This is a genomic window from Actinomadura viridis, assembly GCF_015751755.1.
GTDB classification, from domain to species: Bacteria; Actinomycetota; Actinomycetes; order Streptosporangiales; family Streptosporangiaceae; genus Spirillospora; species Spirillospora viridis.
Genome location: NZ_JADOUA010000001.1, coordinates 2260384 through 2279751 on the forward strand (window position 1 = coordinate 2260384; position 19368 = coordinate 2279751).

Sequence of the window (19368 nt, forward strand, 5' to 3'; positions counted from 1 at the left end):
CGCCGCCGCCCCCCGGTCCGCCCGTGCTCGGCCCGCGCGGCCACGCCGTCCCCGGACCGCGCGGATCCGCCCACCAGGCGGGGTACGCTGCTGCTACGCTCACCGGCCAGGACCGCGTTCCGCGCGTCGGCGGTGCGGCACGGTGGGAGCCCCTCGGCATGTCAGTGACACCCGTTCTGGACCTGCGCGGAATCGACAAGAGCTTCGGTCCCGTCAAGGTGCTGCACGACGTGGACTTCTCGGCACGTCCCGGTGAGGTCACCGCACTGGTCGGTGACAACGGCGCCGGCAAGACGACGCTGGTGAAGTGCATCGGCGGCGTCCACCCGTTCGACTCCGGCCGGTTCCTGTGGGACGGCCGCCCGGTACGGGTGGACAGTCCCCGGGACGCGGCGTCGCTGGGCATCGAGGTCGTCCACCAGGACCTGGCGCTGTGCGAGAACCTCGACATCGTCCAGAACATGTTCCTGGGCCGGGAGCGCCGGTGCGGCCCGGTGCTGGACGAGGCGGCGATGGAGGAGCTGGCGATCCGCACCCTGTCGTCGCTGTCGGTACGGTCGCTGCGTTCGGTGCGGCAGCGGGTGTCGGCGCTGTCGGGCGGGCAGCGGCAGACCGTCGCGATCGCGCGGGCGGTGCTGTGGGACAGCCGGCTGGTGGTGCTGGACGAGCCCGCCGCGGCGCTGGGCGTCGCGCAGACCCAGCAGGTCCTGGAGCTGGTGCGGCGGCTGGCCGACCAGGGGCTGGCGGTCGTGCTGATCTCGCACAACATGAACGACGTGTTCGCGGTCTCGGACCGGATCGCCGCGCTGTACCTGGGCCGGATGGCCGCCCAGGTCAGGACGGCGGACGTGACCCACGCGCAGGTCGTCGAGCTGATCACCTCCGGCCGCAGCGGCGACCTGGGGCTGCCCCGCGAGGCCGGGGTCCCGGCGGCGGGACCGTCCGCATCATGAAGGCGGGCCCCTCCCAGGAGGAGATCCGGCGTCACAACCTGGGCACGCTGCTGCGCTTCGTCCATCTGCGCGGCCCCGCCTCGCGGGCGACCCTCGCCGAGTCGCTGGGCCTCAACCGCAGCACGATCATGGCGCTGACCGCCGATCTCACCGCGGCCGGGCTGGTGCGCGAGGAGCTGCCGAGGCGGCCGGGCCGCCGCGCGGGCCGACCCTCACTGGTGGTGCGGCCCGAGTCCACCCGGGTCTACGTGCTGGCGTTCGAGGTCGGCGTCGACCGGCTGGGCGTGGCCCGGGTCGGGCTCGGCGGGACGATCCTGGAGCGGCGCGAGGCGCCGCGCGCCAGGGGGCCGTTCGATCCCGGCGAGCTGCTCGGCGCGCTGGTGGCGGCGGCCCGCTCGCTGACGCGCAAGGCCGGGCGGGACGCGGTGTGCGTGGGCGCGGCGCTGGCGTTCCCCGGCACCGTCCGCCGCGCCGACCACCAGATCATGTTCGGGCCCAACCTCGACGTCGGCGACCTGGCGCTGGGCGAGGCCCTGTCGCGCCGGCTCGGCCTGGGCGTCCCGGTCTCGGTCTGCAACGACGCCAACCTCGGCGCGCTGGCCGAGCACGAGCGCGGCGCCGGGGTGGGCTGCGACGACCTGATCTACCTGCACGGCGACGTCGGCGTCGGCGGCGGGATCATCGTGGGCGGCCGGCTGCTGGGCGGCCACGAGGGGTACGGCGGCGAGGTCGGCCACATGATGGTCAACCCGGGCGGCCGGGTGTGCGGCTGCGGGTCCCGGGGCTGCCTGGAGGCCGAGGTGGGGGAGCGGACCCTGCTCGAGCACGCCGGCCGCCGGGAGTCGCCCGACCTGGTCGGGCGGGACGCGGTGCGCGCGGTGGTCGACGCGGCCGACCGCGGCGACATCGTGGCGCGGGACGCCCTGCACCGCGTCGGGACGTGGCTGGGCTGGGGCGTGGCCAACCTGGTCAACGTCTTCAACCCCGGCCTGGTGGTCTTCGGGGGGACGCTGCGCGACATCTACCTGGGGGCCGCGGCCCAGGTGCGGAGCGTGCTGGCGACCGGGGCGATGGCGGCGCCGCGCGAGAACGTCCGGCTGCGCACCGCGGCGCTGGGCGACGACACCACGCTGGTGGGGGCGGCGGAGTTCGCGTTCGCCGAGGTGCTCGCCGACCCCGTCCAGGTCCTCGCCCGCCTGCGCGCCCCCGAGGACACCCCGGTCTCCTGAGGCGGTCTCCTGAGGCGGTCCTCTGAGGCGGTCCCCTGGGTGCCCCGGCGACGAGCTCGCCGTCACCGCGCGGGCTCAGCGGTCTCAGCCGTCGAAGCGGCCGTACCCGCCCTTGTAGAACAGCAGGGGCTCGCCGTCGTGGTGCTTGTCGAGGTGGAGGACGCGGGCGACGACGATGAGGTGGTCGCCGGCGACGTACTCGTTCTCCACCGTGCACTCGATCCAGGCCAGCGCGCCCTCGATGACCGGGCCGCCGCCGGGCGACTCGGTCCAGTCGATCCCGGCGAACTTGTCGCCGCCCTTGATCGCGAGCCGCTTGCAGACCTCCAGCTGCGGCTCGCCGAGGATGTTGACGCACAGCCGCCCGGCTCCGCGCAGCCGCGGCCAGGTGGTGCTGGTGTGCGCGACGCAGAAGGCCACCAGCGGCGGGTCCAGCGAGACCGAGGTGAAGGAGTTGGCGGCCAGGCCGGTGGGGCGCCCGGTCGCGGTCTCGATGGCGGTGATGGCGACCACGCCGGTCGCGAACCTGCCCAGCACCGACCGGAACCGGGCGGCGTCGATGTCGGTCACCCGTGCCCCGCCCGATCCGTTGGGGGATCCGTGCATGCGGTGTTCCGTTCCGTGGCCGGGGGGTCGATCGGCCGGGCCGGTCACGTGCGGCGTGGCCGCGGTCGCTGGGTCGGCCATGGACCCGATCCCTTCTCTTAGCCAAGCGCTTGCTTGGACGATAGGGCGGCCCCGTCCGGAGTGTCAAGCCGGGCGGCGCCCGCCGCCCCTGTTCCGCCCGCCTCCGCGTTCACCCCTCGTCCGGCTGCGGGCCTGGTCACGGGACGTTGACGAGGGTGTTCGGGAGTGCCTAGGCTGGTGCACAAGCGCTTGCTCGGTAAGGGTGGGCGGACGCCGGCGCCAGGAGGAGGAACGGGCTCGTGGGGACCTTTCGCGACCGTGCCGCGATCGCCGGAGTCGGCTACACCCCGTTCAGCAAGGACTCGGGGGTGTCGACGCTCACCCTCGCCGTCGACGCCGTCCTCGCCGCGCTGGACGACGCGGGGCTGGACGTCGACGACGTGGACGCGCTGGCCACCCACCGCGTGGGCGACTCCACGCCGCCGTGGGTGGTGGCGCCCGCGCTCGGCCTGCCCGAGGTCACCTGGTACCTCGACCAGTTCGGCGGCGGCAGCGTCTCGCACTCGGTGATCGGGCAGGCGGCGATGGCGGTCGCGGCCGGCGTCGCCGAGACGGTCGTCTGCTACCGCGCCATCAACGCCCGCTCGGAGTTCCGGATGGGCGGCACCGGCCGCGGGCCCGCGGCGATCTTCGACGTCCAGTACCAGGCGCCCTACGGCTACTTCGCGCCGCCGCAGCAGTTCGCGATGTACGCGCGGGCGCACATGAACGCCTACGGCACCACCCACGAGCAGCTCGGGCACATCGCGGTCGGCCAGCGCGCGAACGCGGCCAAGAACCCGCGGGCCCTCAAGCGCGACCCGATCACCCTCGACGACTACCTGTCCTCCCGCTGGATCGCCGAGCCGTTCCGGCTGCTGGACTGCTGCCTGGAGACCGACGGGGCCTGCGCGGTCGTGGTCACCTCGCGCGAGCGCGCACGCGACCTGCGGCACGTCCCGGTCCTGATCTCCGGGGCCGCGTGGGCGGGCGGCGACAGCTTCTTTTCTGGCGCCGGGAGCGGGCCCGGCGGGACCGACCTCACCGTCACCGAGGCGGCCAGGCTGGCCCCGCGCCTGTACGCCATGGCGGGTGCGGGCCCAGGGGACATCGACGTCGCCGAGCTGTACGACTGCTTCACCTACTCGGTCCTGGTCCAGCTGGAGGACTACGGCTTCTGCCCCAAGGGCGAGGGCGGGCCGTACGCGGCCTCCGGGGCCCTCGCCCTGGACGGGGAGCTGCCCGTCAACACCCACGGCGGGTTCCTGTCCGAGGGGTACGTGCACGGCATCAACCACGTGGCCGAGGCCGTCGCCCAGCTGCGCGGCACCGCCGGCGACCGCCAGGTCCCCGGAGCCGAGGTCGCCCTCTCGACCTCCCAGCCCGGTTACGTCCTCGCCGGGACCTCGGCACTGATCCTGAGGAGCGACACGTGAGTTCGGCAGAACCGCAGGCAGAACCGAAGGCGGGCCCGGAACGGCGGGCTTCGAGCGCGAGGGCCCGGTTCCCCCGGCCCGAGCCCGACCGGGACTCCGCGCCGTGGTGGGAGGCGGTACGGCGGCACGAGCTGACGGTGCAGCGCTGCGAGGGGTGCGGGACCCTGCGCTTCCCGGCCCGCGCCGTGTGCAACCGCTGCCGCGGCCGGGCGTGGGAGTGGGTGCCCGCGCGCGGCACCGGCCGGGTCTACAGCTGGATCGTCAACCACCAGGTCTTCATGCCGGCCATGGCGGGCGAGGTCCCCTTCCCGGTGCTGCTGGTGCGCCTGGACGACGGCGAGGACCTGCTGATGTACGGCGACCTGGTGGACGGCTCGCCCGGAGACCTCGAACCGGGCCTGCCCGTGGAGGCCGTCTTCCTGGACGTGGACGAGTCCACGACGCTGGTCGGCTGGCGCCCGCTGCGCTGACCGCCGGTGGGGGCTCGGTTCCTGGCCGGTCCCGGGTCGGTCCCGGGTCGGTCCTCGGGTGGTCCTCGGGCGGTTCTCAGTCCCCGGCCAGGGCGCGGGCGCGCAGCGCGGACTTGTCGATCTTGCCGTTGGCGTTGACCGGCAGCGCGTCCACCGGCACCACCCGGCGCGGCACCTTGTAGTTGGACATGTGGTCCCGGGCCCAGGCGATGATCCCGGCCGGGTCCGCGGACACTCCGGGCGGCGGGACGACGTAGGCCAGCCCGACCTCGCCCTGACGCTCGTCCGGCACGCCGATCACCGCGACCTGGGCGACCTGGGGGCAGCGCAGCAGCAGCCCCTCGATCTCGGCGGGGTAGGCGTTGAACCCGGAGACGATGAACATCTCCTTCTTGCGGTCGACGATGGCCAGGTTGCCGGCCTCGTCGAGGGTGCCGATGTCGCCGGTGTGCAGCCAGCCGCCGGTGTCCACGGCCTCGGCGGTGCGCTCGGGGTCCCGCCAGTAGCCGCGCATCACCCCGTACCCGCCGACGAGGATCTCGCCCCGCTCGCCGGGCGCCAGATCCTTACCGTCGTCGCCGACCACCCGCACGGTCACGCCCGGCACGGGACGGCCGGTGGAGCCGGCGATCACCTCCACCGGGTCCCCGGCCCGGGTCATCGACACCACGGTGCCCTCCATCAGCCCGTAGGCGTTGATCACCCGTTCCAGCCCGGCCCGGTCCACCAGCCGACGGACCAGCTCCGGCGGTACGGCCGCGGCCCCGCAGATCGCCACCCGCAGCGAGGAGACGTCCCGGACCGCCAGCTCGTCCAGGATCTTGAAGAACATCGGCGGCGCCCCGGCCAGCACGCTCACCCGCTCGCGCTCGATCAGGTCCATCAGCTCGTCCGGGGCGAACAGCGCGATCGGCATCATCGTGGCGCGGCGCAGCACGCAGGCCAGCAGCCCGGCGTTGATGCCGAAGCCGTGCGAGAACGGCGCGATGATCGGGTAGCGGTCGCCCGCCCGCAGCGTCACCAGTTCCGACCAGTCCCAGTAGCCGCGCAGCAGCTGGTCGTGGTGGAGCATGACGCCCTTGGGGGCCCCGGTGGTGCCGGACGTGGACATGATCTCGGCGAGGTCGTCCGGGCCGACCGACAGCGCCCGTTCCTCGGCCGCCTCCGGCGCGACCGCCGAACCGCCCGCGAGGAACTCCGCCCAGCCGAGCGCCCCGGAACGGGCCGGGACGGCGGTGCCCAGGATCACGACGTGCTCCAGATCGGGCAGGGATCCGCGCTCCCCGGCGAGCATGTCGAGGTAGGAGGTGCCCATGAAGCCCTCGGCCACCAGCAGCACCCTGGCGCCGACCTTGCGGAGCAGCCCGCCCGCCTCCAGGCCCTTGAACCGCGTGGACAGCGGAGCGATGATCGCGCCCGCGTCCCAGATCCCGTACGCGGCCACCACCCAGTCGGGGGTGTTGGGCGCCCATACCGCGACGCGGTCGCCGGGCGCGACGCCCAGGGCCATCAGGGCGCGGGCCACCTCGGAGGCCCGTTCCGCCAGCTCGGCCAGGGTGAGCCTGACGTCACCCGACACGACGACCTCCGCGTCGCCGTGGTGCGCCGCCTGGTCGCGCAGCATGCGGGGGATCGTTCTCCAGCCGGGTACGGGCCGCAGCTCCATCGCGCCTCCTCAGAGTCCCTGTGATGTGTCCCTGGACGCCCCTGCCTGGGGCCGGGCCTGATCGCGCCCGGCCTCGGGCAGCCCGTCAGGCAGCCCGTCTCAGGCAGCCGGCCTCAGGCAGCCCGGCCTCAGGACGCCTGTGAACGGTCCTGGCCGAGGTGGTGGCCGCGCAGGTCGGTGACCGTGCCCGCACGGCGTTCCTCCGAGACCTGTTCCTCGATGACCACCTCGATGGAGACAGGGGTCAGCGCGTACAGCGCCTGCGCGATCCTCGACTTCCACATGGGGTTCTTGACCAGGGTGTCCCGGTTGAAGGTGACGTGCAGCGCGGCGGCGTCGAGGGTGCCCTCCCGGCTGAGCCGCAGGTCCCAGTGGCTGACGCCGTCGATCCGGGTGAGCGCGGAGGCCACCTTGGGGATCGACAGCCAGCGGCCCCGCACCAGCACGTGGTCGCCCACGGTGTGGGCGGGCGCGGGCACGCCCTCCTCACCGCCGCCGAGCCGTACGGCCTGGCCCGTGCGCAGGGTCGCGTCCCCGAGCGTGGAATGCCAGCCCGGTGTGACGACGATCTCGGCGAGGCCCTCCTCGTACGGGGCGTCCAGCACGACGTCCTTGTCCAGGGGAGCGAGCCCCAGCAGGCCCTCGCGTACGGGGGTCAGCACGGAGTCGGACGAGGCCCGCTGCGCGACCGGGATGCCGAAGTAGGGGTCGGCGTACAGCTCGCGAACCGACGCCTCGAACTCCGTGGTGAGCTGCCGGTAGGTGTTGGGGGAGGGCACCTCGCCGACCAGCAGGATGTGGCGCAGCTCCAGGTCGAGCGGGTCGAGCAGGAACTCCAGGTGCAGCCGGGCGAGGAAGTCCATCGCCCCGGTCGGGGTGGTGATCAGCGTGGTCGCGCGCAGGCTCTCCAGCGCGGTGTGCAGCCGCATGCGCCCGCGCGGGCCGACGCAGGCGGCGGCCTGGGCGACCCCCGCCGCGGCCTCGGCGAGCAGGGGACCGGTCAGCTCACCGTCGTTGTTGAGCGCCACGACGGCACGGTCGCGGTCGCCGAGCCCGGCGGCGGCCAGCGTCGCCGACGCCAGTTCGAGGGCGGAGGCGCGGTCGGCCGCGCCCAGCGGGACGGCCGGCCCTCCCTCCGGGGACAGCAGCACCAGCCCCTGCGCCGCGCGTCCGGGCGGGAAGGCGCCACGGGTCTTCCAGCTCACTTCGCCTCCTGAGCGACCTCGCGCATGAAGAGCCTCATCGACCCGCACACGTCCTCATGGGCGAGCCCCCCGACCTGGGCCTGCAGGATCAGGTCGGTGGCGCCCGCGGCCTCGATCCGCTCGACCGCCTTGCGGGAGCCCTCGACGTCGTCGATGACGACCATGGTCTCGTCGCGCAGGACGGCCATGGCCTCCTCCGGCGGCATGCCGACGGCCTGCTGGCCGAGGACGCGGTGGGTGGCGTGCCGGGCGTCGGTGTACCCGGGCGGGGCCACCAGGTTGATCTGGCGGCGCAGGTACCACAGCACCGGGTCGGCGGCGACGTCGACGGCCCCCTGCTGGGTGGGCGCCACATGCCACGGGATCATCAGGGCGATCCGGCGGGACTCGGGATCGAAGCCGTTCTCGGCCAGGCAGCGCTTGTAGGCGGCGATGTCCTCGGCGACCTCGTCCAGGCCCTTGAGCATTGTCATGCCCAGCAGGTTGTAGCCCTGCCGCGCCGCCGCCAGGTAGCCGTCCAGGGACGTCGAGGCCACCCACACCGGGGGGTGGGGCTCCTGGACGGGGCGGGGGTAGACCGACACGTCCGGGATCTCGAAGAACTCGCCGGAGCGGGTGACCGGCTCGCCGTCGGCGTTCCAGATCGCCAGGACCGCCTCCAGCGACTCCTCCCAGAGCTTGCGGGACTGCTCGAAGGGGCGCTGGAACGCCTGGTACTCCAGCGGGGAGGCGCCGCGGCCGGTGCCGAACTCCACCCGGCCGCCGCTGATCACGTCCAGGGTGGCGACCCGCTCGGCGGTGCGGATCGGGGACTGGAACGGCAGGAGCACCACGCCCAGGCCCAGGTGGATCCGCCGGGTCCGCTGCGAGATGCCGGCCAGGACCAGGTCGGGCGCCGAGGAGTGCGAGAACCCGCGGGTGAAGTGGTGCTCGACGAACCAGGCGGTGTCGAAGCCGAGCTCGTCGGCCAGCACCACCTGGTCCATGACGTTCTCGAACGCCCTCCGCTCGACCTCGCGGGATCGCCCGCGGACCTCAAGTTCGTAGCCAAGGCTGACCCGTAGGGACGTCATCGAGCCTCCGGTGATGCTCCGCTGATGATGACCAATTGTGTGACCAAGCGCTCGCTTGGGAGATTAGCAGCAGGGATCCGCCGCAACAAGTCACCATGCTGGGAGCGGGAGGTGCCGGAGGGTGCCGCGCCGGGCGTTCTACGGCCGGCGGGGCCCGGCGGGGCGCGGACCCGTCCCCGGGTACGGCATCACCATGGCGGCGGCGGCCAGGGCGCCCAGCACGGCCGTGCCGATCGCCGGCACGGCGCGCGCGGCCCATGCGGACGGCCGCGCGCCCTGATGCAGCCCGAGCCAGGCCAGCCAGCCCACCGCGACCACCACGACATAGGAGACCAGCCGGTAGAGCCCGACCGCCGCGCCGGCCGGGACCAGCGCCGCGCCGAGCGCGACCAGGGCGGCCGCCATGCTGCTCTCGATCGCGCCGAGACCGCCCGGCAGCAGGGGCAGCGCGCTGCCCGCCGCCTGCGCGGCGAAGTAGGCCAGCGCCACCGCGTAAACGGCGACATGGACGCCGACCGCCCGCGCCGCGGCGAACAGCGCCAGGATGTCGAACACCCAGTTGACCATCGCCAGCATCGCCAGCGCCGCCCAGTCACGGCGGGACGGCCGGAGTGCCGCGCGGCCCTCGTCCAGCCGCCGCGCGTACGGGCCGATGCGCCGGTGCGCCGCGAGCCGTGCCCAGCCCCGGTGCGCCACCACCGCCAGGCGGGCGCGTACGGCGCGCCGTGACAGCGCCACGGCCAGGAGGGCGGGGACGAGCAGCGCCGCGAGGGCCAGGGGCCGGGCCTGGGGGACGGCCGCCAGGGCCAGCAGCGCGATCACCGTGTAGGCGGTGGTCGTGACGACCCCGCCGACCAGGACCACCGCCGTGGCCAGCTGCGCCGTCGCCCCGCTGCGCCGGAACTGCCGGAAGGTGTAGACGACGCTCACCGCGGGCCCCGCGGGCAGTGTGGTCGACAGGGCGTTCCCCGCGTACGTCACCGCGAACGCGCGGCGCAGCGTCATGCTGACGCCGCCGATCCGCAGCAGCCGCCGCTGGAGCCGGGCGAAGGCGCCCATCGACACGGCCACGGCCAGGACCACCACGGCCATCCAGGCGGGCTCGGCGCGGGAGGCGGCCCTCCACATCGCACCGATGTCGGGAAGCTCGTCGTGGAACAGCAGGACCAAGAACACCGCGCCCAGGACCAGACCGCAGCGCACGAGCACGCGGCGCCGGGAACGCCGGGCCTCCGGCCGGACCGGGCCGAAAGGCGCCTCCCACCCGGCGTCCCCCGCCGTGTCACCGGCGGGAACGCGGACGGGAGCCGCCTGATCGACCGGGGGTGGGCCGGGCCGCGTAGACGCCGTGACTGATCGCCTCATGTCACGGTCACCTCGCAAGCTCACGGCCCCGCACCGCACAACCTCACGTCATGGACGACCATTCCCCAAGAAGGTTATGGAAACCGCAAATGTGGCGTGGCTCACGCCGCCTTCGCCGCCGGGTGCCGCGGGCGCCGCGCGGTTACGATCCCGTCATGGCGGTTTCAGCGGTGATCTTCGACTGGGGCGGCACCCTCACCCCGTGGCACGACATCGAACTGGGCGACATGTGGCGCCGGATCTGCTCCGCCCACCTGGAGCCCGACGAGGTGGAGCAGGTCGCCACGGCGCTGCTGGACGCCGAGATGGAGCTGTGGCGGCGGGGCCGGGACGAGCACCGCAGCGCCACCCTGGACGAGCTGTTCGCCCTCGCCGGAGTGGAGCCCACCGAGGCCCTCCTGGCCACCCAGTTCGAGACCTGGGCCCCGCACACCCTCATCGACCCGGCCGCGCCCGGCCTCCTGCGGGCGCTCCGCGACCGCGGCATCAAGGTCGGGGTCCTGTCCAACACCATGTGGTCCCGCGACTGGCACGAGCGCATCTTCGCCCGCGACGGCGTGCTCGACCTCCTCGACGGCGCCGTCTACTCCAGCGAGATCCCCTGGACCAAGCCGCACGCGGAGGCGTTCCGCGCCGCGATGGCCGCCGTCGGCGCCGACGACCCGTCCGCCTGCGTCTTCGTCGGCGACCGCCCGTACGACGACATCCACGGGGCCAAGTCCGCCGGGCTCCGGGGCGTGCTCGTCCCCAACAGCACCGTCCCCGCCTGGGACACGGCGACCCCCGACGCGACCATCGACGGGCTGTCCGACCTGCTCCTCCACATCGACCGCTGGTCCTGACGGCGGGTCGGCGGTGGCATGGTTGAGGCATGTCACCGACCTTCCGCCGGCCCGGTCTCGTCTGCACCGACCGCTTCCTGGACGTTCCCCTCGACCACGATGATCCGGGCGGGGCCACGATCGAGATCTACGCCCGGGAGGTGGTCGCCCCCGGGAGGGAGGACGACGACCTCCCGTGGCTGCTCTTCCTGCAGGGCGGTCCGGGACACAAGGCGACGCGTCCGGGCGGCCCGGCGGCCTGGCTCGGCCGCGCCCTCAAGGACTACCGCGTGCTGCTGCTGGACCAGCGCGGAACGGGCCGCAGCACGGTGGCGAACCGGCAGACCCTGCCCGCCGACCCCGCGGAGGCGGCCCGCCGTCTGCGCCACTTCCGCGCGGACTCGATCGTGCGGGACGCCGAACTGCTGCGCCGCGCCCTGGCAGGCGACCGGCCGTGGAGCGTCCTGGGGCAGAGTTTCGGGGGCTTCTGCGCCGTCACCTATCTCTCGTTCGCCCCCGAGGGGCTGCGGGAGGTCTTCATCACCGGCGGGCTGCCGAGCCTGACGGCCGGACCCGACGAGGTCTACCGGGCCGCCTACCCGCGGGTGCTGGCGGCCGGCGAACGCTACTTCGAGCGCTACCCCGCCGACCGCGACCTCGCCCGGCGGGTCATGGACCATCTGGCCGAGCACGACGTCCGGATGCCGGGCGGGGAACGGCTCACCCGCCGCAGGTTCCAGACCCTCGGGCACGGCTTCGGCTCCTCCGCCGACTTCGACGTCCTCCACCACCTGCTGGAGGAGGCGTTCGCGGGCCGGCAGATCTCCGACGTGTTCCTGCGCGGCGTGGACGCCCGGGTGAGCTACGCGGCCAACCCGCTGTACGCGGTGCTGCACGAGGCGATCTACTGCCAGGGAACGGCGTCGGAGTGGTCGGCGCACCGCGTCCTGGAGGAGTTCCCCGAGTTCGAGGACCGCTTCGTCGGCGAGATGATCTATCCGTGGTTCTTCGACGAGGACCCGGCGCTGCGGCCCCTGAAGGACTGCGCGGAATTGCTCGCCCGGCACCGGGACTGGCCGCGCCTCTACGACCCGGACCGGCTCGCCGCCAACACCGTGCCGGTCGCGGCGGCGGTGTACCACGACGACATGTACGTCGACCGCGAGCACTCCCTGGAGACCGCGGCGGCGATCAGGGGCCTGCGCCCGTGGATCACCAACGAGTACGCGCACAACGGGCTGTCGGCCGACGCCCGGGTGCTCGACCGGCTGATCGGCATGGTCCGCGGCCGCCTCTGAGGCGCGGCGCCGCGTGACGGCCGTTCATTCGCCGGGTCTGGTCATCCGTCATTCGCCGGGTCTGGGCCTCGGCCGGAGCGACTCCGGGGGAAGGCCGGGGAAGGCCGAGCCGGGACCCGCGGGACGCCCCGCGTGCGCCCGCCAGCGCACCGCCCGGGCCATCGCCTCCTGCATGGCACGGGCCGCGAAGGCGCGCAGCGCGGCGTCGGCGGAACCGGCCAGGCCCGTGTACGCGATGACGAGGTCGTCCTCCAGCGCCGCGGCGGCCTCCGCCGCCGTGCGCACCGAGGTGACCCGCACGGACAGCCGGTACACGGCGTCCGCCGCGATCGGCGTGGCCCCCATGCCCGCCAGGCGCGCCGCCAGGTCGTCCCGCCGCGCGCGGTGCGCGTTCCAGATGGTCTCCGCGGACCGGCGCATCGATCCTGCCAGCCGCGCTCCGGCGACGCCGTACCCGTAGACGGCCGCGTGCTCGGCCCGGAGCACCTCCTGGAGGGCGTCGGCCGTCGCCCGCCCGGCCGTCGCCCGCCCGGCCCTCATGACGTCCTCGCCAGCGCCGCCGCGTGCCCCGCCTCGCAGGCCCCGACGCTCGCCAGGAGCTGCGCCAGGCCGGGCGCGACCCGGCCGGCCTCCGCCGCGCGGGCGGCGGCGGACGCGCTCTCGGCCCGGCGGAGGGCCGCCAGCGCCTCGGCGGCCTCCTCAGGCGCCCGCGGCGGGGCGGGCCGGGGAGCGGCGCTCCCCTCGCCGGCGCGGTCGCCCGACCCGGGGACGTAGTGGCGCCGCAGCACCGCCAGATGCTCGCGATGGCGGGCGAGGGCCGGGTCGATGCGCCGGGCCAGGGAGGCGTGGGCGGCGCGGGCCGCCTCGTACAGCGCGATGAGGTCCTGCTCGGCCGCGATGGCGCCCACGAGGACCGTCACGTCCGGACCGGCGGGCCCGGCGGAGGGCCGCGTCCGGCCGGAGCCGCCTCCGGCCCCGTCGCAGCCGCCGAGGAACGGGACGGCCAGCACGGCGCCCCCGCCCAGGACCGCGCGCCGTGGCACGGCCGTGCCCGCGAACGAGCCCCGGGCACCCGTCCCGGGGCCCCGACCCGGTCCGACCTCAGGCAAACGCGTCTCCTCACCGAGTGGTGCGACGGTGTGGGCCGGGGCGATCGATCCGCCCATCAGGCCAGCTCAAGCATTCCATATCCGGCGCGCCGGTGAGCCGTCCGAAAGGCCGCTGGGGTGCCCGGCTGTCGATAGTCTTGAAGGGCAACGGACACACCGCGGTTCCGCATGACATCGTTCCGCACAACATAGAGGAGGTCCCATGAGCGTCGAGTCCGGCGAAGGACGCGCTCACCGGGGCCACGACGACGCTCCGGCCGCCGGCCGCGCCGCGGCCGTGGACGGCCTGACCCGGCTGCTGGCCCCCGCCGTCAACGCGGCGGGCTTCGACCTGGAAGAGGTCGACGTGCGGCCCGCCGGCCGGCGCCGCCTGGTCAAGATCGTCGTGGACGCCGACGGCGGCGTGAGCCTCGACGACGTCGCCCTGATCAGCCAGACGGCCTCCGAACTCCTCGACGGCTCCGACGTCATGGGCGCCGGGCCGTACGTGCTGGAGGTCACCTCGCCCGGCGTCGACCGTCCCCTCACCGAGCCCCGGCACTGGCGCCGTGCCGCCGGCCGGCTGGTCGTCGCCCCCCTGGCCGAGGGCGGGCAGATCGAGGGCCGGGTGGTGTCCGCGGACGACGCGACGGTCGTCATCGACGTCGTCGGCCAGGGCCCCGGAGACCACAAGGGCGGCAAGGGCGGCAAGGGCGGCCCCAAGGGAGGCAAGGCCGGCAAGGGCGCGCCGAAGACGACCAGACGCCGGTTCGACCTCGGCGAGCTGGGGCGCGGACGGGTCCAGGTGGAGTTCCGCCAGGCCGAGGAATCGCGTTCTCCGGCTGAGCCGGAATAGAGGGGGGAACCTCGTGGACATCGACATGACCGCCTTGCGGAGCCTGGAGAGCGAGAAGGACATCTCGCTCGACGTGGCCGTCAAGGCCATCGAAGACGCCCTGCTGATCGCCTACAACCGCACGGAGGGCGCGGCGTCCAAGGCGCGCGTCGAGCTCGACCGCGGCACCGGCCACGTGACCGTGTGGGCGACCGAGACCGACGAGGAGGGCCAGGCCGTCCGGGAATACGACGACACCCCCACGGGTTTCGGACGTATAGCGGCGACCACGGCCAAGCAGGTGATCCTGCAGCGGCTGCGGGACGCCGAGGACGAGCTGACCTTCGGCGAGTACGCCGGCCGCGAGGGCGACATCGTCTCCGGCATCATCCAGCAGGGCAAGGACCCGCGGAACGTGCTGGTGGACCTCGGCAAGATCGAGGCGGTGCTGCCGCCGCAGGAGCAGGTCCCCGGCGAGTCCTACGACCACGGCGAGCGCCTGCGGGCGTACGTCGTGCAGGTGCGCAAGGGCCACCGCGGCCCGTCGGTGCAGCTGTCGCGGACCCACCCCAACCTGGTGCGCAAGCTGTTCGCCCTGGAGGTTCCGGAGATCGCCGACGGCACCGTCGAGATCGCGGCGATCGCCCGGGAGGCGGGGCACCGCACCAAGATCGCGGTCCGCTCCCGCAAGCCGGGCGTGAACGCCAAGGGGGCCTGCATCGGCCCGCTGGGCAGCCGCGTCCGCAACGTGATGCACGAGCTGCACGGTGAGAAGATCGACATCGTGGACTGGTCGGAGGAACCGGCCGAGTTCGTCGGCAACGCGCTGTCCCCGGCCCGGGTCTCCGGCGTCGAGGTGGTGGACGCCGACGCGCGGGTGGCGCGGGTGATCGTGCCCGACTACCAGCTGTCGCTGGCGATCGGCAAGGAGGGGCAGAACGCCCGGCTCGCCGCCCGCCTCACCGGCTGGCGGATCGACATCCGGTCCGACACCGAGCAGGTCGAGCAGCCCGAGCAGCCTGAGCGGCCCGACAGGCCCGCGCAGCCCGAGCAGCCCGGCCCGGCGGCCACCGCGGACCGGTCCGAGTAAGAGGGACGGCCGGGCCGGCGAGGAAGTCCGGACGGCCCGGCGAGGAGCCCGAGCGGACCGCCCCGGCGGACCGCTCCGGCGCTCTGGCCTGGGGAAACGACGGGACGCGGCCGGGCGTCCCGGCGGTCCGGAAAGGCACCCGCACATGTGGCCGGATCAGGCAAATCCGGATCAACAACATCAGGAGAGCATGCGACAGGTCCCGCCGACGCCTCGGCGCGGTAGACTTTCACAACGTGGCCGGGCGGTCCCGCTGCGCACGTGCGTGGGCTGCCGGGTTTGCACGGCCAAGTCCGACCTGCTGCGCCTGGTGGTGGTCGAGGGCGTCATCGTCCCCGATCCTGCGGGGCGGCTGCCGGGACGGGGTGCGTACATCCATCCCGATCCGGCGTGTCTCGAGCTCGCTGAGCGACGTCGGGCGTTCCCCCGGGCCTTCCGCCTGGCGGGGTCGCTCGATATACGTGTGCTGCGAGACGGGCTTGCGGTGGTGACGCCGCGGCAGCAGGATGGCCGAATGGTAAGCGACGTCTAGTCGGAAGCAGGTCGAGATTGCTATGAGCGCTCGATGAGCACGCCGCGATGAGTACGGCAAGTTAGCGACGGTCCGGAGGCCGCACCCCCGGACCGAGTAGGGAGTGCAGTGGCGAAGGTCCGGGTTTACGAACTCGCCAAGGAGTTCGGTGTAGAGAGCAAGGTCGTCATGGCCAAGCTCCAGGAAATGGGCGAGTTCGTACGGTCGGCGTCCTCGACGATAGAGGCGCCGGTCGTTCGCAGGCTCACAGAAGCTTTCTCCAATTCGTCCTCCGCCAGGCCGGCGGAGAGGAAGGGCGCGCCCAGGCGCCCCGGCCCGCGCCCGTCGGCGCCGCGGCCCGGGCCCGGCTCGTCCGGTTCCGCGCCGTCCGGAGGCCCGCAGGGGCCCCGTCCGGCGCCCCCCAAGCCCCAGGTGCCGCGTCCGCCGGCGCCCAAGCCGAGCCCCGCGGCTCCTGCGGCTCCCGCTGCTGGTCCCGCGGCTCCCGGCGGCGGCCCCAAGCCCGGCCCGCGGCCGGGTCCGGTGCCCCCCGCGCCCAGCACGCCGGTCGCCCCGGCGGCCGCGCAGGCGCCCCCCGCTCCGCCCGTTCCCCGGGTGCCGGGCGGTGGACGCGACGGCGGGCCGCGCGACGGTCGCGACGGTCGTGACGGCGGGCCCCGCGAGAGCCGTGACGGTGCCCGCGACGGCGGTCCCCGGCCCGGTCCCCGCGCGCCCAAGCCCGGCCCGCGTCCCGGTCCCCGCCCCAGCGGCGGTGGCGGCGGCCGCGGTCCCGGTGGCCCGCGTCCGGGCAACAACCCGTTCAGCTCGACCAACACCGGCATGGGCCAGGCGCCCAAGCCGGGGCCGCGTCCCGGCCCCCGGCCGGCCGGCGACCGTCCCGGCGGCGGTGGCGACCGTCCCGGCGGCCCGCGTCCCGGGCCCCGGTCCGGCGCTCCGGGTGCGGGCGGTCCCCGTCCCAGCCCGGGCAACATGCCTCCGCGTCCGGGTGGCGGTCCGCGTCCGAGCCCGATGAACATGCCGTCCTCGCGGCCCTCCGCCCCCGGGCGGGGCGGGCCCGGCGGCGGCCCAGGCGGCGGTGGCGGTGGCCGTCCCGGCGGCGGTGGCGGCGGCGGCCGTCCCGGCGGTGCCGGGCGTCCGGGTGGCGGCGGCCGTCCCGGTGGCGGCGGCGGCTTCGGCGGCCCGCGTCCCGGTGGTGGCGGCGGTGGCCGTCCCGGTGGCGGCTTCGGCGGCCCCCGTCCGGGTGGCGGCGGCCGTGGCCGCGGTGGCACGCAGGGCGCCTTCGGACGCCCCGGCGGCCGTCCGGCCCGCGGGCGCAAGTCGAAGAAGCAGCGGCGTCAAGAGTTCGACAACATGCAGGCGCCGGCGATCGGCGGCGTCCAGGCTCCGCGCGGCAACGGCAAGTCCATCCGGCTGCCGCAGGGCGCCACGCTGACCGACTTCGCCGAGAAGATCGGTGCGAACCCGGCCTCGCTGGTCCAGATCATGATGCACCTGGGCAAGATGGTCACCGCCACCCAGTCGGTGGAGGAGAGCGACCTCCAGGAGCTCGGACTCGAGCTGGACTTCGACGTCCACGTCGTCAGCCCCGAGGACGAGGACCGCGAGCTGCTGGAGTCCTTCGACATCGAGTACGGCGAGGACGACGGCGGCGAGGAGTACCTGCAGTCGCGTCCGCCGGTGGTGACCGTCATGGGTCACGTCGACCACGGTAAGACCAAGCTGCTGGACGCCATCCGGCACGCCGACGTCCAGGCCGGCGAGGCCGGCGGCATCACCCAGCACATCGGCGCCTACCAGGTGCAGACCGAGGTCGACGGCGAAGAGCGCAAGATCACCTTCATCGACACCCCGGGTCACGAGGCGTTCACCGCCATGCGTGCCCGCGGTGCCGACACCACCGACCTGGTGGTGCTGGTGGTCGCCGCCGACGACGGCGTCAAGCCGCAGACCACCGAGGCGATCGACCACGCCACGGCGGCCGGGGTGCCGATCGTGGTCGCGGTCAACAAGATCGACGTGCCCGGGGCCGACCCGCAGCGGGTGCGGGCCCAGCTCACCGAGTACGGCCTGATCGCCGAGGAGTTCGGCGGCCAGACCCAGTTCGTCGACGTGTCCGCCAAGCAGGGCGTCAACATCGACGGGCTGCTCGAGGCGGTCATCCTGACCGCCGACGCGGAGCTGGAGCTCAAGGCCAACCCGGACATGCCCGCCCAGGGCTCGGCCATCGAGGCGCACCTCGACAAGGGCCGCGGCGCCGTGGCGACCGTGCTGGTGCAGCGCGGCACGCTGCGGGTCGGCGACTCGATCGTCTGCGGTGTGGCGCACGGCCGCGTCCGGGCGATGCTGGACGAGAACGGCAACAACGTCGACGAGGCGACGCCGTCCCGTCCGGTGCTGGTGCTCGGCCTCACCGCCGTGCCCGGCGCGGGCGACAACTTCCTGGTCGTCGAGGACGACCGGGTCGCCCGGCAGATCGCCGACAAGCGGGTCGCCCGCAAGCGCAACGCCGAACTGCTCAAGAGCCGTAAGAGCAGCTCCCTGGAAGAGCTGTTCAAGGACCTGGAGAAGGGCGAGCGGCAGGAGCTGCTCCTCATCCTCAAGGGCGACGTCTCCGGTTCGGTGGAGGCCCTGGAGGACTCGCTGTCGAAGATCGACGTGGGCGAGGAGGTCAACCTGCGCGTCATCCGCCGCGGTGTCGGCGCGATCACGCAGGACGACGTCAACCTCTCGCTGGCCTCCGACGGCGCGGTCATCATCGGCTTCAACGTGCGGCCCGAGCGCAACGCGCAGGAGCTGGCCGACCGCGAGGGCGTGGACATCCGGTACTACTCGGTCATCTACCAGGCGATCGAGGAGATCGAGGCGGCCCTCAAGGGCATGCTCAAGCCGGAGTTCGAGGAGGTCCAGCTCGGTACCGCGGAGATCCGCGAGATCTTCAAGGTGCCGCGGATCGGCAACGTGGCCGGCTCGATGGTCACCTCGGGCGTCATCCAGCGCAACGCCAAGGCGCGGCTCGTCCGCGACGGCGTCGTGGTGTCGGACAACCTCACGGTGTCCTCGCTGCGCCGGTTCAAGGAGGACGCCACCGAGGTCCGCGAGGGCTTCGAGTGCGGTATCGGTGTCGGCTACAACGACATCAAGCTCGGCGACGTCATCGAGTGCTTCGAGATGCGGGAGAAGCCTCGCGACTGAGCGTGAGATGACACACGGCGGCACGGCGTCCGGGCCCTGGGAAGGGCCCGGCGCGGTGTCACGGCGGCGGCCCCGGGAACATCCGGGCCGCCGCCGGTCGTTCCATTCCAACGTTCCAACCGACGACTCGACCCGAGGTGATCCATCAGTTGTACGTGGGTGCGCTGACACTAGACCTGCTCCTGGGGGACGTCCGCTCGCTGAAGCAGAAGCGTTCGGTCGTCCGGCCCGTCATCGCCGAGGTCCGCAAGCGGTTCCCGGGCGTGGCCGTCGCCGAGACCGGTGACAACGACCTGCACCGCAGGGCGGAGATCGGGGTGGCGGTGGTGTCGGCCACCGCCGGCAACTGCACCGAGGTGCTGGACCAGTGCGAACGGCTGGTGGCCGGTCGCCCCGAGATCGAGCTGCTGTCGGCACGGCGGCGGCTCTACAACGACGAGGACTGACCTCCT

Annotated in this window: 18 protein-coding genes; 11 read left to right on the forward strand and 7 right to left on the reverse strand. The window is 73.9% G+C overall.

Annotation, left to right across the window (positions count from 1 at the left end; all coding sequences use genetic code 11):
- Window positions 1–158 precede the first annotated feature (158 nt).
- Window positions 159–953 (forward strand): ATP-binding cassette domain-containing protein, encoded by a 795-nt coding sequence (locus IW256_RS10080; protein ID WP_197010702.1) that lies wholly within the window; start codon window positions 159–161, stop codon window positions 951–953.
- Window positions 950–2182: an ROK family transcriptional regulator gene (locus IW256_RS10085; protein ID WP_197010703.1), complete on the forward strand. Its 1233-nt coding sequence runs from the start codon at window positions 950–952 to the stop codon at window positions 2180–2182. Before IW256_RS10080 ends, IW256_RS10085 begins: the two co-directional genes overlap by 4 nt.
- 84 nt (window positions 2183–2266) lie before the next feature.
- On the opposite strand, the gene IW256_RS10090 is transcribed toward IW256_RS10085, so the two are convergent.
- A complete protein-coding gene (locus tag IW256_RS10090) occupies window positions 2267–2788 on the reverse strand; it encodes a flavin reductase family protein (protein ID WP_197010704.1) in 522 nt (173 codons plus the stop codon).
- 320 nt (window positions 2789–3108) lie between these two features.
- Here IW256_RS10090 and IW256_RS10095 point away from each other — a divergent pair, with 320 nt between their 5' ends.
- Window positions 3109–4284, forward strand: coding sequence for a thiolase C-terminal domain-containing protein (locus tag IW256_RS10095; protein WP_197010705.1), 1176 nt, complete (start codon window positions 3109–3111; stop codon window positions 4282–4284).
- Window positions 4281–4754 (forward strand): Zn-ribbon domain-containing OB-fold protein, encoded by a 474-nt coding sequence (locus tag IW256_RS10100; RefSeq protein WP_197010706.1) that lies wholly within the window; start codon window positions 4281–4283, stop codon window positions 4752–4754. Before IW256_RS10095 ends, IW256_RS10100 begins: the two co-directional genes overlap by 4 nt.
- A gap of 76 nt (window positions 4755–4830) precedes the next feature.
- Here the strand turns inward: IW256_RS10100 and IW256_RS10105 are convergent, their stop codons facing one another.
- The 4 genes from IW256_RS10105 to IW256_RS10120 form a co-directional block, all read right to left on the reverse strand.
- Window positions 4831–6420 (reverse strand): AMP-binding protein, encoded by a 1590-nt coding sequence (locus IW256_RS10105; protein ID WP_197010707.1) that lies wholly within the window; start codon window positions 6418–6420, stop codon window positions 4831–4833.
- A 128-nt stretch (window positions 6421–6548) separates the two neighbouring features.
- Window positions 6549–7625, reverse strand: a complete 1077-nt coding sequence (locus IW256_RS10110; protein ID WP_197010708.1) for a phenylacetate--CoA ligase family protein — start codon at window positions 7623–7625, stop codon at window positions 6549–6551.
- Complete coding sequence (locus IW256_RS10115) at window positions 7622–8698, reverse strand: LLM class flavin-dependent oxidoreductase (RefSeq protein ID WP_197010709.1); 1077 nt, start codon at window positions 8696–8698, stop codon at window positions 7622–7624. The genes IW256_RS10110 and IW256_RS10115 overlap by 4 nt, the downstream gene beginning before the upstream one ends.
- Window positions 8699–8836: 138 nt before the next feature.
- A complete protein-coding gene (locus IW256_RS10120; RefSeq protein ID WP_307828822.1) occupies window positions 8837–9907 on the reverse strand; it encodes a lysylphosphatidylglycerol synthase transmembrane domain-containing protein in 1071 nt (356 codons plus the stop codon).
- A 311-nt stretch (window positions 9908–10218) separates the two neighbouring features.
- Between IW256_RS10120 and IW256_RS10125 the strand changes: the two genes are divergently transcribed.
- Together IW256_RS10125 and IW256_RS10130 are read left to right on the forward strand one after the other, a co-directional pair.
- Window positions 10219–10905 (forward strand): HAD family hydrolase, encoded by a 687-nt coding sequence (locus IW256_RS10125; protein ID WP_197010711.1) that lies wholly within the window; start codon window positions 10219–10221, stop codon window positions 10903–10905.
- Between the two features lie 29 nt (window positions 10906–10934).
- Entirely contained in the window at window positions 10935–12182 is a 1248-nt protein-coding gene (locus IW256_RS10130) for an alpha/beta fold hydrolase (protein WP_197010712.1), read from the forward strand.
- A 48-nt stretch (window positions 12183–12230) separates the two neighbouring features.
- On the opposite strand, the gene IW256_RS10135 is transcribed toward IW256_RS10130, so the two are convergent.
- Together IW256_RS10135 and IW256_RS10140 are read right to left on the reverse strand one after the other, a co-directional pair.
- Window positions 12231–12722: a DUF4439 domain-containing protein gene (locus IW256_RS10135; protein ID WP_197010713.1), complete on the reverse strand. Its 492-nt coding sequence runs from the start codon at window positions 12720–12722 to the stop codon at window positions 12231–12233.
- Window positions 12719–13291 (reverse strand): hypothetical protein, encoded by a 573-nt coding sequence (locus tag IW256_RS10140; RefSeq protein ID WP_231403725.1) that lies wholly within the window; start codon window positions 13289–13291, stop codon window positions 12719–12721. Before IW256_RS10140 ends, IW256_RS10135 begins: the two co-directional genes overlap by 4 nt.
- A 202-nt stretch (window positions 13292–13493) precedes the next feature.
- On the opposite strand from IW256_RS10140, the gene rimP reads away from it, so the two are divergent.
- The 5 genes from rimP (at window position 13494) to IW256_RS10165 (ending at window position 19362) form a co-directional block, all read left to right on the forward strand.
- On the forward strand, window positions 13494–14126 hold the full coding sequence (rimP, locus tag IW256_RS10145; protein ID WP_197010714.1) for a ribosome maturation factor RimP: 633 nt from the start codon (window positions 13494–13496) through the stop codon (window positions 14124–14126).
- 25 nt (window positions 14127–14151) lie between these two features.
- Window positions 14152–15195 carry a transcription termination factor NusA gene (gene nusA, locus IW256_RS10150; protein ID WP_231403726.1) on the forward strand — a complete coding sequence of 348 codons (1044 nt, stop codon included), beginning with the start codon at window positions 14152–14154 and terminating at the stop codon, window positions 15193–15195.
- Between the two features lie 190 nt (window positions 15196–15385).
- The gene (locus IW256_RS10155; protein ID WP_197010715.1) at window positions 15386–15727 is read left to right on the forward strand and encodes a YlxR family protein; all 342 of its coding nucleotides are present in this window, start codon (window positions 15386–15388) and stop codon (window positions 15725–15727) included.
- Window positions 15728–15835: 108 nt separating this feature from the next.
- Window positions 15836–18916, forward strand: coding sequence for a translation initiation factor IF-2 (gene infB / locus IW256_RS10160; protein WP_197010716.1), 3081 nt, complete (start codon window positions 15836–15838; stop codon window positions 18914–18916).
- A 149-nt stretch (window positions 18917–19065) separates the two neighbouring features.
- Window positions 19066–19362, forward strand: a complete 297-nt coding sequence (locus tag IW256_RS10165) for a DUF503 domain-containing protein (protein WP_197016219.1) — start codon at window positions 19066–19068, stop codon at window positions 19360–19362.
- Window positions 19363–19368 lie beyond the last annotated feature (6 nt).